Origin of the sequence: Microbacterium stercoris, from assembly GCF_017592545.1 — a bacterium.
GTDB classification, from domain to species: Bacteria; Actinomycetota; Actinomycetes; order Actinomycetales; family Microbacteriaceae; genus Microbacterium; species Microbacterium stercoris.
The window spans coordinates 178891-193331 of record NZ_JAGFOA010000004.1; the positions used below are offsets into that span (position 1 = coordinate 178891).

Consider the following 14441-nt stretch of genomic DNA (forward strand, 5'->3'; position numbering starts at 1 on the left):
ACTCCCGGCCGACCTTGGGCGCATAGTGAGCCTGACGCTGCACGCGGATGAACGGCCGTCGCGCGAACAGGTTCACGTCGCCGATGCGCAAGCCTTCTAGCTCCTCGGCGCGAAGTCCGGTATACGCGGCGAACGGCACGATCAGGCCGTCAGACGCGCTGTGCTCGTCGAGGTACTCGACCCCAGCCGCGACCTGCTCGGGCGTCCGGAACGTCAGCTCGTGGTGCGGCACCTTCGGAGCGCGGCCGGGTGAGCACGGGTAGACGGCGATCCAGCGCAGGCTCAGCGCGTACTTGAACACGGACGCGACCAGCGCGTAGCGGGTGCGGATAGACGACTGCGAGTTGTACACATCCGGCGCTTCAGGCTTGCCCTTCGTCTTGGGCTTCACTGCCGCGCGTTGCTCGGCCCGCCACGCCTCCACGTCCATCGTCGTGATCTGCGAGATGCGCCGGTTCCCGAACCGGGTAGATTGTGCAGGTCGTACGTGGCCGCGTTGTCGCGCCGGGTCTTGGGCCGCCATCTTCGACTAGCTTGCGAGCCGATCGCAATCCGTGCTCGCCAGCGTACGGAGGGACGTCAAGCAATCGGTAAGTCAATTGGGGTCGGAATCCGTCAGCATGTCGGGTCGCCTCGGGCCGCGTCGAGCCGCTCACGAATTAGCGACGTATCGGCATTCTCTCAGGAATGCGACTGATTCATGAAAAGGGGCGCCGTCCTGCATCTGCAGGACGGCGCCCCTTTCGCCTCAGAAGCGGATCACTCCGCGAGGAAGGCCTCGGCGATGTCGGCGGAGGACTTCTGGTCGACGGTCGACTGCACGTTGAGATCAACGAGGATCTCGGGCGTGAGCTTCTCGCTGACGGCATCGATGACGTCGGCGATCTCATCGGCGACATCCGCGTTCACCAGCGGCACGACGTTGGAGGCGAGGAACAGGCTCTCCGGGTCGGCGAGAGAGACGAGCCCCTCGGTCTTGAGACGCGGATCCGCGGTGTAGACGTTCGCCACCTGGATCGTGCCGGCGATGAGGTCCTCGACCGTGGTGTCGCCCGTCGCCTGGAAGTCGACGGTCACGCCGTAGACGTCTTTCAGGCCCTTGGGCCCATACGGACGCTCCTCGAGCTCGGCCGGACCGCCCAGGACGACGCCGTCGACATCGGCGAGGTCGCCGATGCTCTTCAGACCGTGCTCATCGGCGAACGCCTGGGTCACCGTGATCGAGTCCTGGTCGGTGGCGGTCGACTGCTCGAGCACCGTGAGGCCCTCGGGAAGCGCCTCCTCCAGCTCGGCATACACGTCGTCTGCGGAGCGGGCCTCGGTGTCGGGGGAGTAGAACTGCAGCAGGTTGCCCGTGTACTCGGGGAAGAGGTCGATCTCACCCGACTCGAGCGAGGGCAGGTAGGCGTCGCGCTGGCCGATGCTGAACTTGCGCTCGACCGTGAACCCCTCGGCCTCGAGGGCCTGAGCGTAGATCTCGGCGATGATCTCGTTCGAGTAGTACGCCTGCGAGCCGATGACGATCGTGTCGTCTGCGGCTGCGGTGTCATCGGGCGCCCCCGAGGGCGCGGCCAGCGGATCCGCCGACGCGCAGCCCGCGAGCACGAGGGCGGAGGCAGCAGCGAGGGCGGCGATGGAGAAGGTGCGGCGAAGAGTGGACACGGGAACTCCTGTGGTGTTGGGAGGAGGGATCCTCGTCATCAGCCAATCATCCCCAGCGACGGCGTGGGCCGCCAGCCTGAAATCTCACGACATCGAGCGTCATCCGACTCACGCCAGATCGGGCACCCGCAGCATGATCTCCTGCGCGACGGTGGCGACGAGCCGGCCATCGCGCGTGTACAGCTGGCCCTGGGCCAGGCCACGTCCTCCCCGAGCGCTCGGGGATTCTTGCACGTAGAGCAGCCATTCGTCGGCCCGGGCCGGGCGATGCCACCAGATCGCGTGATCAAGGCTGGCCGTGCGCATGCCCGGCGTCGCCCAGGCCACGCCGTGCGCGCGCAGCACCGTCTCCTGGATCGTGAAGTCGGTCAGGTACGCGATCGCGGCGCGATGCAGCATCGGATCATCGCCGATGGGACGGCGCAGCCGCGTCCAGACGGCCTGCCGCGGCGACTTCTCATCGACCGACAGGTAGATGTCGGATTCGACGTGGCGCACTTCGATCGGGTTCGCGCGGATGATCAGCGACGCCTCGGGCCTGTCTGCGACGATCGCGGCGGGGCCGTCGAGCTGCTCGGGCTCGGGCACCTCGGGCATCGGGAGCTGATGTTCGAAGCCCGGATCCTCATCCTGGAACGAGGCGATTCCGGAGAAGATCGGCTCCCCGTCCTGGAAGGCCTGGATGCGCCGGCGGGAGAACGATCGGCCGTCGTGGATGCGATCGACCGCGAAGGTGAGGGGCTTTCGCACGTCGCCGGGGCGCAGGAAGTACCCGTGCAGGGAATGCGGGAAGCGGTCCTCCGGCAGAGTGCGCGAGGCGGCGACGATGGACTGGCCGAGAACCTGCCCGCCGAAGACACGGCCGCCCGGCATCGGGTGCGACGAGCCGGTGAAGATGTCCTCGCTTGTCCGAGCCCCCGTGTCCTCCAGGGCGAGAACGCCGAGCAGGACATCGATCGGATCGGGTGCAGGGACGTTCGTGTCGGGGGTCACGAGCCCAGTCTACGAAGGCCGCGGCTAGGCTCGATCGGGTGACCCAGCTCGTGCTCGCCGACGCCCCTTCCGCGCAGGATGCGCTGACCTTCGCGCAGCGCGCGGCCCGGATCGGCGACGCCGGCGTGCGGCTGCAGGCCTCGGGCGGCGTGATGGCCATGACCACCGCCGCGCTGGCGCCATCCGGCCTGCTCGACCGCACGCCGACGGTGCTCGGCATGCGCATCGTCGCGGCCGATCCGGAGCTCGAGTGCGACCTGGTCGTCGCCCAGCTGACCGCATCCGACGACGCGGCGGCCCTGACTCTCCCCGAGACCGCCCTCGCACCCGCCTGGGCCGGCGTCGCGCCGCCGCGCGGGGGATGGCAGCACGTCGGCGAGATCGCCGCCGCCACCCTCGCCTCCCGCGCTCAGTGGGGCATCGCGGCGGTGGCCGAGCGGGTGCCCACGGACGCGGGCGAGGAGGTGGTGCGCGCCCTGCGCGCCGATGTCTGGGGATCCCCCGACGATGCGCTGCTCGGACTCCCGCTGGGCGTGGCGTTCGCCGCCTTCTCCCTGGGCTTCATCGGAGGCGAGGAGCAGGCGCGAGTGACGACGTCCGGCCGCTGGACGCGCATCGCGCTGGAGCGCGGGCACATTCTCTCTCGGGGCCCGGCCGCTGTCGGCCTGACCCCCGTCCGCAGCACGGGCGCCGCCTGACGGCGACGCGGTTCGAGCGGCGGGACGGCTCGCCCGGAGACTGAGAGCGCTGTCGCCGAGGGAGCGAAGGGCGCGAGAGGGCGTCGACGACCCAGGCACCCGCAGGGGCACCGGTTCGCGAGCCGGGGCTCAGTCCGTGGGGTGCCCCGGCGTCGGCTCGAATGTGTTGACCATGGCGTGGGCCGCGCGCTGGAGGTAGTCCCAGAGCGTCTCCTCATGGAGCGGCGAGAGACCCAGTTCGTCGACCGCGGTGCGCATCGCGGCGAGCCAGCGATCGCGCGCGTCGGGGTTGACGTGGAACGGCATGTGCCGCTGGCGCAGACGCGGATGGCCCCGGTTCTCGCTGTACGTCGTCGGTCCGCCCCAGTACTGCTCGAGGAAGAGCAGCAGGCGTTCCTTGGCCGGCCCCAGGTCCTCCTCGGGGTACATCGGCTTCAGGACCGGGTCGTCGGCGACCTCGCGGTAGAAGACGTCCGTGAGCTTCGCGAAGGTCTCCCGACCGCCCACGGCCTCGTAGAACGTGATCGACGGCAGCTCGCCGTGGCCCTCGGGCCGGATCCCCAGGCTCACTTCTGATCTCCTCCGTCGTTGATGGGCTCGTCGTCGGGCGACGCGGTGGTGGTGGACGTCGCCGGCTTCGCGGACGCGCCGGGCTCGGCGGGCGCCTTCGGCACCGGCTTGGTGACAGGCTTCGCCGCAGGCTTGTCGGTCGTCGCCTCCGCCTGCTTCTTCCTGCGCCCGAGCGGGCGCCACGAGGGGCGCTCGGGAAGGGGCTGGGGCTCCGTGCGCGGAGGGTTCGCTCCGCGCACGCGCAGGGCCCCGCTCGCGCCTTCGAGGGCGACCGCCTGGAGGGACGTGAGGTCGAGCCCGAGGTCGTGGATCGCGGTGCGCAGGCGCATCCGCAGCTCGTGGGCGACGTCGTCCTTCGAGCTCGGCTTGGCGCGCAACACCAGACGGATCGACAGGGTGTCGCCCGAGACGGACTCGAGACCCCAGACCTCGGGGCGCCCGATGATGCGTGTGCGCCAGCGCTTGTCCTTGGCGAGGTCCTCGCTCACATCCAGCAGGGCCGCTTCCACGGCCTCGACGTCGGTGTCGGCGGGCAGACCGACATCGATGACGACGCGCGACCAGCCCTGCGACATGTTGCCGATGCGGGTGACCTCGCCGTTGCGCACGTACCAGAGCGTGCCGTTCACGTCGCGCACATGTGTGATCCGAACGCTCACGAACTCGACCACGCCCGTGGCGAGCCCGAGGTCGACCACATCGCCGATCCCGATCTGGTCCTCCGCCACGATCAGAATGCCGTTGAGCACGTCCTTGACGATGTTCTGCGCGCCGAAGCCGAGGCCAGCGCCGATCGCGGCGCTGATCAGCGCGAAGGATCCGAGGATGCTGCTGTCGATGATGTTGACGACCAGGATGATGCCCACGATCACAACCGCCGTGTTGACGATGTTCGTCAGGATCGACCCGAGCGTTCGCGTTCGCTGTACCAGGCGGACGGACGCGAGCGGCGAGCGGTCGAGCGCGCGCGTGTCATCGATCTTCGCCTTGCTCTTGGCGCCCTTCACGATCCGCTCGACGACGCGGCGGATCGCGATGCGCAGCAGCCAGGCTGCCAGGGCGCACGACACGATCGTGATGGCGACCCAGAGGGTCTTGTTGGCGACGTCGACCAGCACCTGGAGCACCGGGGAGAGCGGCGTGGGTTCGCCGGATTCGAAAGGAGTCATCATCCCCTCCAGAGTATGCGGCGAGCCCCGGAGCACGGTGTGTGCATCCGGGGCTCGCCGAGGATCTTCAGTCAGCGGGGGAGGGGATCACTCCGCGTCGCGCGACTGCGCGGCCAGTGCCCGCTCGACCCCGGCAAGGCCCTCGAGGACGATACGGCGAAGAGCCGCCGGAGCCTCCGGGTTCTCCGAGAGCCAGGCGCGCGTGGCCTCGAGCAGCCGCTGGTCGGCCAGCGCGCCCGGGTAGAGGAGCTCGCACAGGTACTCGGCGATGGTGAAGGAGCGCTCGTCCCAGATGCGGGTGAGCATCTCGAAGTAGCGGGGCACGTAGTCGGCGAGCAGGTGACGGCCGCCCGGGTGCACGAAGCCGGCGGCCGACGTGCGCACGAGGGTGTTCGGGAGCGTGTCCTGCTCGATCAGCGCCGCCCACGCCGCGGCCTTCGCCTCGGCGGTCGGAATGGCGGCGCGGGCCTGAGCCGCGAACTCGCCGCCCTTGGCCGTGTTGTCAGCGGCGAGTGCCGCATCGATCTCCGCGGCCTCGGCCGCCCCCGACGCCGCCAGCGACACGAGCAGCTGCCACGACAGATCCGTGTCGATCACAAGGCCCGAAAGCGCGATGTCGCCGTCGCGCAGACGGCGGACGACCTCGGCCTGCGCCGGGGTCGCCGACGCCGACGCGAAGGCGGTCGTGAACTGCAGCTGCGCGTCGCTGCCAGGCTCGGCGGCCTGTGCGAGCGACCAGAGGCCGTCGGCGACGCGAGCGCGCGTCGACTCGCGGCGCTCCGGAGCGACATACGAGTTGGCCGCGAGCTGCAGCTGCGCCAGCGTGGTGCGGATCGTGGTCGACTCGGTCTCGCGGCCGATGTTGCGCAGCACGAGGTCGACGTAGTCGCTCGCGGCCGACTCGGCATCGCGCGTCTGATCCCAGGCCGCGCCCCACACCAGCGAGCGCGCGAGCGGGTCGGCGATGTCGGCGAGGTGATCGATCGCGGTCGCAAGCGAGCGGTCGTCGAGGCGGATCTTGGCGTACGCGAGGTCCTGGTCGTTGAGCAGCACCAGATCGGGACGGCGGAAGCCCTTGAGCTCGGGCACCTCGGTGAGGTCGCCGTCGACGTCGATCTCCAGGGAGTGCGTGCGGATCAGCGCGCCGTCCTGCAGATCGTAGAACCCGATCCCCAGGCGGTGCGGACGGATCGTCGGGTAGTCGGCGGGTGCGGTCTGGGTGATCGCGAAGCGCGAGATGAGGCCATCCGCGCCCTCGTCGATCACGGGCGACAGCGTGTTGACGCCCGCCGTCTCCAGCCACTTCTTCGACCATCCCGACAGGTCACGGCCGCTGGTGCGCTCGAGCTCGACGAGCAGATCGTTCAGAGTCGTGTTCGAGAACGCGTGCTTCTGGAAGTAGGCGCCGACGCCGGCGAAGAACGCCTCCACGCCGACCCAGGCGGCCAGCTGCTTGAGGACGGATCCGCCCTTGGCGTAGGTGATGCCGTCGAAGTTGACCTGCACATCTTCGAGGTCGTTGATCTGGGCGACCACCGGGTGCGTCGAGGGGAGCTGATCCTGGCGGTAGGCCCAGGTCTTCTCCATGGCGTTGAAGGTCGTCCAGGCCTCGGTCCACTCGGTGGCCTCGGCCGTGGCGATGGTCGAGGCCCACTCGGCGAACGACTCGTTCAGCCACAGGTCGTTCCACCACTTCATGGTGACGAGATCGCCGAACCACATGTGCGCGAGCTCGTGCAGGATCGTCACGACGCGGCGCTCCTTGACGGCGTCGGTGACCTTGCTGCGGAACACGTAGACCTCGGTGAAGGTGACGGCTCCCGCGTTCTCCATGGCGCCCGCGTTGAACTCGGGCACGAACAGCTGGTCGTACTTCTCGAACGGATACGGGTAGCCGAACTTCTCCTCGTAGTACGCGAAGCCCTGGCGGGTCTTCTCGAAGATGTAGTCGGCGTCGACGTCCTGCCACAGGCTCTTGCGCGCGAACACGCCGAGCGGGATGACGCGGCCCTCGGAGTTGGTCAGCTCCGAGCGGACCTCCTCGTAGGGGCCCGCGACCAGCGCCGTGATGTACGACGAGATGCGCGGCGTGGGAGCGAAGCCCCAGGTCGCCGTCTTGGACTCGTCGTGCGTGATGGGCTCGGGCGTGGGGGAGTTCGACACGACCTTCCAGTACGCCGGGGCCGTCACGGTGAACTGGAACGTGGCCTTGAGGTCGGGCTGCTCGAACACCGCGAACACGCGACGCGAGTCGGGCACCTCGAACTGCGAGTACAGGTACACCTCGCCGTCGACGGGGTCGACGAACCGGTGAAGTCCCTCGCCGGTGTTGGTGTAGAGGCAGTCGGCGTCGACGACGAGCTCGTTCTCCTCCGCGAGGCCGTCGAGCTGGATGCGCGAGTCGTGGAACACCTCGGCGGGGTCCAGATCGCGGCCGTTGAGGGTGATCTGCCGCACGTCGCGGGCGATCAGATCGATGAAGGTCGCGGCACCCTCGTGACCGGCGAACCGGACGACGCTGCGCGATCCGAACACCTCGTCGCCCTTGGTCAGATCGAGCGCGATCTCGTAGGAGCGGGTGTCGATGACGCCGCGGCGCTCCTGCGCTTCGCTTCGGGTGAGGTTCTCTCCAGGCACTGATGAGCTCCCGTTTTCGTCGGATCGGGGGAACACCGACGACAGGGGGTGACTGCGCCGGCAACTGGATAAGACTACGTGGTCGCATCCGCCGGGTCCCGGATTCCGGAGGGAACGTGTCCCCGGGCGACTCCTCGACATCGAGAGAGTGTCCGTGCGGCTTCTACAAGGGTGCGAAAATGGAGCACGTGACCGAGCAGCCCCACGAGACCCCCGTTGGCATCGACGAGACGACGACCGAGACGCAGGGCCCGCTCTACGCCTCAGCCGCCGCTTCCTCGGGGGCGCCGTTCATCGAGACCCCTGTCGCGTATGACGCGATCCTGCTCGCCTCCTTCGGTGGGCCGGAGGGGCAGGATGATGTCATCCCGTTCCTGCGCAACGTCACGCGGGGCCGCGGCATCCCGGACGAGCGGCTCGAGGAGGTCGCCACGCACTACCGCCACTTCGGCGGTGTGAGCCCGATCAACGCGCAGAACCGCGCGCTGAAGGAGGCCCTGGAGGCGGAGATCGCGCGTCGCGGGCTCGACCTGCCGGTGTACTGGGGCAACCGCAACTGGGCCCCCTTCCTGGATGCGGCCGTGACCGAGGCCGACGCGGCGGGACACCGCAACCTCATCGCGATCTCCACCAGCGCCTACAGCTCGTTCTCGAGCTGCCGCCAGTACCGCGAGGACTTCGCCCGCGTGCTGGAGGAGACGGGCCTCGGCGGTCGCGTGTCGATCGACAAGGTGCGTCAGTTCTTCGATCACCCCGGGTTCGTCCAGCCCTTCATCGACGGTGTCGAGGCGGCGCTGCGCGACTATCTGGCCGACGGTCTCGCTCCGGCCGAGATCCGCGTGCTCTTCTCCACCCACAGCGTGCCGATGCAGGACGCCGATCGCTCCGGTCCGCGCGATGTCGACTGGGGCGAGGGTGGCGCGTACGCCGCCCAGCACCTGGCGGTCGCCGAAGCGGTCATGGCGGACATCGCCACGCGCATCCCCGAGGCCGCCGAGGTGTCGTGGAAGCTCGTCTACCAGTCGCGCTCCGGCCCCGCGTCCCAGCCGTGGCTCGAGCCCGACATCAACGACGTCATCGCCGAGCTTCCCGCCGAGGGTGTTCGGGCGATCGCGATCGTGCCCCTGGGCTTCGTGAGCGACCACATGGAGGTGCTCTGGGATCTCGACAACGAGGCGACCGAGTCCGCCGCCGAGGCAGGCCTCCGGTCCGTGCGCACCCCGACTCCCGGTGTCGATCCGGCGTACGTCGCGGGCCTCATCGACCTCGTCGAGGAGCGCCTGAACGGCACGCCGGCCGCCGAGCGTCCGCGCCGCACCGACCTCGGCCCCTGGTTCGACGTGTGCCGCCCCGGCTGCTGCGAGAACGTCCGTGCGGGATTCAAGCCCGCCGTCGCTGGCATCCTGCCCTAACGACCCCACCCCACCGCACCCCACCGGACATCCCAGGAACGAGCACATGCGCCTTCACATCGCGACCGACCACGCCGGCCTCGAGTTCTCCACCCAGCTCCAGCACCACCTGGCCGATGCGGGCCACGAGGTGATCGACCACGGTCCGATCGAGTACGACCCGGTCGACGACTACCCGTCGTTCTGCATCCGCGCCGCCCAGGCGGTCGTCGACGATCAGACGGCAGGCGTCGAGGCGCTCGGAATCGTCTTCGGCGGCTCGGGCAACGGCGAGCAGATCGCCGCGAACAAGGTCAAGGGCATCCGCGCGGCTCTCGTGTGGAACCTCTCCACGGCCGAGCTCGCCCGTGAGCACAACAACGCCAACGTCATCGCGATCGGTGCTCGCCAGCACTCGTTCGAGGAGGTCGTGAGCTTCATCGATCGATTCATCGCCACGCCGTTCCCGGGGGAGGAGCGCCACGCGCGTCGCATCGCCCAGGTCTTCGCCTACGAGACCGAGGGCGTGCTGCTGCCCGACCCGCGCGCCTGATCCGGATCGCCTGATCCGATGCCCGAGGGTCATTCCGTCCACCGCATCGCGCGGCAGTTCCAGCGCAACTTCGTCGGCCGCCCCATCTCCGCATCGAGCCCGCAGGGCCGTTTCGCCGAGGGCGCGGCGCTGCTCGACGGCCGCACGCCCACGAGGGCGCAGGCCGTCGGCAAGCAGATGTTCCTCGAGTTCGACGAGGAGGTCTGGCTGCGGGTGCACCTCGGTCTGTACGGCGCGTGGGACTTCGCGGGCGAGATCCTCGTCGATCCCACGATCGCCTCGGCGAACGGGCGGATGGGTCAGACCAATCAGCGGGGCACCGACCTCGCGGATGCCGACGACGCGCCGATCTTCGATGACGCGGGAGAGAACTCGCTCGCCTCGATCGGCGCCCCGCGCCGGACGCGTGTCCACGTGCGTATGTCCGAGCAGACCAAGGGTCTCGACGAGGCGGACGGCCTCGAGGCCGAGGACGCCGAATGGCCGCCCCCCGTGGTCGGCCAGGTGCGGGTGCGCCTGCTGACCGCCTCGACATGCGCGGATCTGCGCGGCCCCACGGCGTGCGCGGTGGAGACTCCGGAGCAGATCGCCGCCGTGATCGCCCGCCTCGGTCCCGACCCGCTGGTGGGCGACCCCGCTGAGAACGAGGAGCGCTTCGTGGCGGCGGTGCGCAAGCGCAACGTGGCGATCGGGCAGCTGCTGATGGACCAGTCGGTGGTCAGTGGCATCGGCAACGTGTACCGCGCCGAGATGCTGTTCCGGGCCCGCCTTGACCCGCACACGCCGGGCCGCGCGATCCCCGAGGAGCTCGTGCGGGGTATGTGGCGAGACTGGGTCGGGCTCCTGCGCATCGGCGTGGAGACCGGCCAGATGATGACCATGGACGGCCTCGAGGGAGAGGCCTGGCGCAAGGCGATGGCCCACCGTGACGACCGGCACTGGGTCTACCACCGCGCCGGCCTGCCCTGCCGCGTGTGCGGAACCGAGATCGTGCTCGAGGAGATGCAGGCGCGAAAGCTCTACTGGTGTCCGAACTGCCAGCGCTGACTCGCTCGACGACCTGACGGCGGTGCGCCCCCCCCCGCACGCCGCCCGGTCAGAGCACCGTCGTCAACGTGCCGCCATCGGCCCGCACTGCGGCGCCGTTCGTCGCCGACGCGCGCGGGCTGGCGAGGTAGACCGCCAGGTTCGCGATCTCGGAGGGCGCGAGGAAACGCTCGACCAGCGAGGTGCGGTTCGCGCCGACGATCGCCTGCGTCAGCACATCCCGATCCATCGCCTGTGCGCGGGCGAGCTGATCGATCGCCTGCGCGACCCCGTCGGAGTAGGTCGGGCCGCCGAGGATGCTGTTCACCGTCACAGCCGTACCGCGCGTGAGCTTCGCCAGGCCGTTCGCGATCGCGAGCGCCGCGGCCTTCGTCGCCCCATACGGGATCATGTCGGCGGGGACGTTCACGCCCGACTCGCTCGAGATGAACAGGATGCGCCCCCACCCGCGGGCGGTCATGCCGCCGAGGAGGTGGCGGGAGAGCCGTACGCCGCTCATCACATTCACGTCCCAGTAGCGCTGCCAGACGGCATCCGTCACGGCGGCGAAGTCCTCCACTTCGAATACCCCTGCGTTGTTGACCAGGATGTCGACGTCTCCCAGATCGACAAGAAGTCGGCTGACCTCATCCGGCTGCGCGAGGTCGGCGGCGATGCCGTTCACCTCGCCGGCGGGGGCTGCCGCACGCAACGATGCGACCGCGGCGTCGACCCGGTCGGGGACTCGTCCGTTGACGGTCACGGCGACGCCTTCGCGAAGCAGCGCCTCTGCGATCGCATAGCCGATTCCCTGCGTCGATCCGCTGACGAACGCGCGCCGACCGTGCAGATCCAGATCCATGTGCGACTCTCCTCGTGATGTCGATTGATTGCCTGGGCAAGTAAACCACAGCGGCGGGGTAGGCTCGTTCGTATGCACGAGGGCGCGGAGCACGGCGAGCTGGCGGGGGAGCGTCTCGAGACGTGGGCGGGTCTTGCCACGTTGCTGGAATGGCTCCCGGTCGCCCTCGACGCCCAGCTCCAGCGGGACGCCGGGCTGACCCACTTCGAGTACGGCGTGCTCTACGCGCTCGCTCACGCCCCGGAGCGGGCTCTGCGTATGTCGGTGCTCGCGGGCTATGCGAACGGCACGCTGTCTCGCCTGTCGCGTGCGGTGACCCGTCTCGAGCGTGATGGCTGGGTGCGCCGCTCCCGGGATCCGGAGGACGGGCGCTCAACACGCGCGGTGCTGACGGAGGCGGGCCTCGACAAGATGCGCCAGGCGACGCCAGGCCACCAGGACACGGTGCGCCGCCTGGTGCTCGACCGGCTCACCGGGCCACAGGAGCGCCAGCTGCGCGGCATCACGCGCCGCATCCTCGATGCGATCGAACAGGAGCGCCAGCCCGATCCGGAGTCGACCCCGCGGCGATGGGGCCCGTCCGCTGCTCGTCCTGAGTGATCGGGCCGGCGGCGACTGTTCGAGCGGTGCGGCGAACGAGGCGTGCGGGCCGCCGTAGCATCGGATCCATGCGCCAGAACCCCTCCTTCGCCTTCACGGATGTCATCGAGCTGAGGCGCCTGATCGAGTTGAATCCGTGGGTGACCCTCGTCGCGCAGACCGAGACGGGGCTGATGGCCTCGCACTACGCCGTGCTGCTCGACGAGGGACGCGACGACCTCACGATCGTCGGCCACGTCGGTCGGCCCGATGACGCGATCCTAGGTCTCGGAGAGCGAGAGCTGCTTGTGGTGGTGCAGGGGCCGCACGGCTATATCTCGCCTGCCTGGTACGGCGACGGGCCGGCGGTTCCGACGTGGAACTTCGTCTCGGCGCACCTGTCAGGGGTGCCCGAGGTGCTCAGCCCCGAGGAGAACCTCGAGGTGCTCGATCGGCTCGTCGACCGCTTCGAGTCGCCTATGCCCGCTCCGCGCATGATGTGGGAGCGCCCCAACGATCCCGACTTCGTGCACCGTCTCGAGCGGGGCACGGTGGGGTTCCGGTTGACGCCGACGCGCGTGGAGGCCAAGCGAAAGCTGAGCCAGAATCGCCCCGATGAGGTGGTCGAGACGATCATCGCCGAGTTGGACGGCTCAGGGCCGCACCGCAATCCACGTCTCGCGGCCGAGATGCGCCGGTCGCAGGATCAGCGCCTCGCGGCGAAAGGGGCGCTGCGGTGAGCCGCGTGCGGGGTGACCACGTCGACGTGATCGCGGATGTCCGGATCGCCGGATCCGGTCGAGAGCTCCTGCCGTATGCCTCGATCGATCCGGCGGCCCTGTACGACGTGCACCTCTCCGGCGGTCTGATCGCCGACATCGCGCCGTCCGGTGCGCTGCCACGCCGGGGCACGGTGCTCGATGCGGGTGGCCACTGGCTTGTGCCCGGCCTGTGGGATCACCATGTGCACCCGCTGCAGTGGGCGCTGCGTGCCGATCGGGTCTCGGTGCGCGCGGCGACATCGGCATCCGAGGCCGCGGCCCTCGCGGGCGCGGCCCCTGTGCAGTCCGATGGCCGGCGCGTGGCGATCGAGATGCGCGATGCGCTCTGGCCGGAGGGCCCGAGCATCGAGGTGCTCGATGCCACGACGGGCGACGTGCCGACCTACGTCGTCAACCTCGATGTGCATTCCATCTGGCTGAACTCCGCCGCACAGCGCCGAGAGGGCGTCGAGACCGACGCGCGCGGAGTGGTGCGGGAGGAACAGGCCTTCGCGCTCGGCCGCGTTCTCAACGGCGTGCCCGCGCGGGACGGCGACGCCGCGGTCGCGCGAGCCGCCCATGCCGCTGCCGCCCGAGGCGTGGTGGGCTGGGTCGATCTCGACATGACCTGGAACGAGGAGATCTGGCAGCGGCGCACGGCGTCCGGCTTCGATGCCGTGCGCGTCGATTTCGGCATCTATCCGCCGGATCTCGACCGCGCGATCGGGCTGGGGCTCCAGTCGGGCGATCCGCTCCGCGACGCCGCCACCGATCTTGTGCGCGTCGGTCCCCTGAAGATCATCACGGACGGCTCGCTCGGCACCCGCACGGCGGCCTGCTCGCACGCCTACGCGGACGACCCGCACAACCACGGTGTGCTCACCGTGGCGGACGGCGACCTGATCGAGCTCATGACGCGCGCCACGGGCGCCGGCATCGGATGCGCGGTGCATGCCATCGGGGATGTCGCGAACACCCACGCCCTCGATGCCTTCACGGCCACCGGCGCCGTCGGGCGCATCGAGCACGCGCAGCTCGTGCGCCATGCCGATCTCGCCCGTTTCGCGCGCCTCGGCGTGGGCGCGAGTGTGCAGCCCTCGCACGCGCTGGATGACCGAGCCCTGGCGGACGAACTGTGGGCGGGGCAGACCGGGCTGGCGTTCCCGCTGCGATCCCTGCAGAACGCGGGGGCCGGTCTGCTGCTCGGCTCGGACGCCCCCGTGGCGCCGCTGGATCCGTGGATCACCCTGGCTGCCGCCGTGTTCCGCAGACGAGGCGATGAGGCGCCCTGGCACGCCGAGGAGTGTCTCGACGTGCAGACGGCGCTGGCGGCGTCGACCTATGGCGGATCGCTGGAGGAGTCCCGGATCGAGCCAGGCGCCGTTGCCGACCTCGCGCTCGTCGCGCGCGATCCGCTCGCCTGCGACGAGCAGGAACTGCGCACCATGCCCGTGCACGCCACCCTTCTCGGCGGTCGGCTCACACACGTGGGCTGATCCGAGCACGACGAAGGCCCCGGACGGATCCGGGGCCTTCGTCG

General features: G+C 69.7%; 13 protein-coding genes. 7 read left to right on the forward strand and 6 right to left on the reverse strand.

The window, feature by feature from the left end; all coding sequences use genetic code 11:
• Positions 1 to 759: 759 nt before the first annotated feature.
• Together J5V96_RS11055 and J5V96_RS11060 are read right to left on the reverse strand one after the other, a co-directional pair.
• A complete protein-coding gene (locus tag J5V96_RS11055; RefSeq protein ID WP_208503752.1) occupies positions 760 to 1701 on the reverse strand; it encodes an ABC transporter substrate-binding protein in 942 nt (313 codons plus the stop codon).
• Between the two features lie 69 nt (positions 1702 to 1770).
• A complete protein-coding gene (locus J5V96_RS11060) occupies positions 1771 to 2655 on the reverse strand; it encodes an acyl-CoA thioesterase (RefSeq protein WP_307793596.1) in 885 nt (294 codons plus the stop codon).
• A gap of 38 nt (positions 2656 to 2693) precedes the next feature.
• Between J5V96_RS11060 and J5V96_RS11065 the strand changes: the two genes are divergently transcribed.
• The gene (locus J5V96_RS11065; RefSeq protein WP_208503753.1) at positions 2694 to 3353 is read left to right on the forward strand and encodes a DUF8185 domain-containing protein; all 660 of its coding nucleotides are present in this window, start codon (positions 2694 to 2696) and stop codon (positions 3351 to 3353) included.
• 129 nt (positions 3354 to 3482) lie between these two features.
• On the opposite strand, the gene J5V96_RS11070 is transcribed toward J5V96_RS11065, so the two are convergent.
• The 3 genes from J5V96_RS11070 to pepN all read right to left on the reverse strand — a co-directional run bounded on the left by J5V96_RS11070 (position 3483) and on the right by pepN (position 7729).
• Positions 3483 to 3887 (reverse strand): globin, encoded by a 405-nt coding sequence (locus tag J5V96_RS11070; protein WP_208504222.1) that lies wholly within the window; start codon positions 3885 to 3887, stop codon positions 3483 to 3485.
• Between the two features lie 32 nt (positions 3888 to 3919).
• Positions 3920 to 5095 (reverse strand): mechanosensitive ion channel domain-containing protein, encoded by a 1176-nt coding sequence (locus J5V96_RS11075; RefSeq protein WP_208503754.1) that lies wholly within the window; start codon positions 5093 to 5095, stop codon positions 3920 to 3922.
• Positions 5096 to 5179: 84 nt separating this feature from the next.
• Positions 5180 to 7729 carry an aminopeptidase N gene (gene pepN / locus J5V96_RS11080; protein ID WP_208503755.1) on the reverse strand — a complete coding sequence of 850 codons (2550 nt, stop codon included), beginning with the start codon at positions 7727 to 7729 and terminating at the stop codon, positions 5180 to 5182.
• Between the two features lie 179 nt (positions 7730 to 7908).
• Between pepN and J5V96_RS11085 the strand changes: the two genes are divergently transcribed.
• From J5V96_RS11085 to J5V96_RS11095, 3 genes are read left to right on the forward strand one after another with little or no spacing between them, the layout of a single operon-like run.
• Positions 7909 to 9141, forward strand: coding sequence for a ferrochelatase (locus J5V96_RS11085; protein ID WP_208503756.1), 1233 nt, complete (start codon positions 7909 to 7911; stop codon positions 9139 to 9141).
• Positions 9142 to 9187: 46 nt separating this feature from the next.
• Complete coding sequence (locus tag J5V96_RS11090; RefSeq protein WP_208503757.1) at positions 9188 to 9673, forward strand: ribose-5-phosphate isomerase; 486 nt, start codon at positions 9188 to 9190, stop codon at positions 9671 to 9673.
• A gap of 18 nt (positions 9674 to 9691) precedes the next feature.
• Entirely contained in the window at positions 9692 to 10720 is a 1029-nt protein-coding gene (locus tag J5V96_RS11095) for an Fpg/Nei family DNA glycosylase (protein ID WP_208503758.1), read from the forward strand.
• Between the two features lie 49 nt (positions 10721 to 10769).
• Here J5V96_RS11095 and J5V96_RS11100 read toward each other — a convergent pair whose 3' ends face one another.
• Positions 10770 to 11561, reverse strand: a complete 792-nt coding sequence (locus J5V96_RS11100; RefSeq protein WP_208503759.1) for an SDR family NAD(P)-dependent oxidoreductase — start codon at positions 11559 to 11561, stop codon at positions 10770 to 10772.
• Positions 11562 to 11633: 72 nt separating this feature from the next.
• On the opposite strand from J5V96_RS11100, the gene J5V96_RS11105 reads away from it, so the two are divergent.
• From J5V96_RS11105 to J5V96_RS11115, 3 genes are all read left to right on the forward strand, one after another.
• On the forward strand, positions 11634 to 12161 hold the full coding sequence (locus tag J5V96_RS11105) for a MarR family winged helix-turn-helix transcriptional regulator (protein WP_208503761.1): 528 nt from the start codon (positions 11634 to 11636) through the stop codon (positions 12159 to 12161).
• A 68-nt stretch (positions 12162 to 12229) separates the two neighbouring features.
• Positions 12230 to 12880, forward strand: coding sequence for an FMN-binding negative transcriptional regulator (locus J5V96_RS11110; protein WP_208503763.1), 651 nt, complete (start codon positions 12230 to 12232; stop codon positions 12878 to 12880).
• Positions 12877 to 14397: an amidohydrolase gene (locus J5V96_RS11115; RefSeq protein WP_208503765.1), complete on the forward strand. Its 1521-nt coding sequence runs from the start codon at positions 12877 to 12879 to the stop codon at positions 14395 to 14397. The genes J5V96_RS11110 and J5V96_RS11115 overlap by 4 nt, the downstream gene beginning before the upstream one ends.
• The last annotated feature ends 44 nt before the right edge of the window (positions 14398 to 14441 follow it).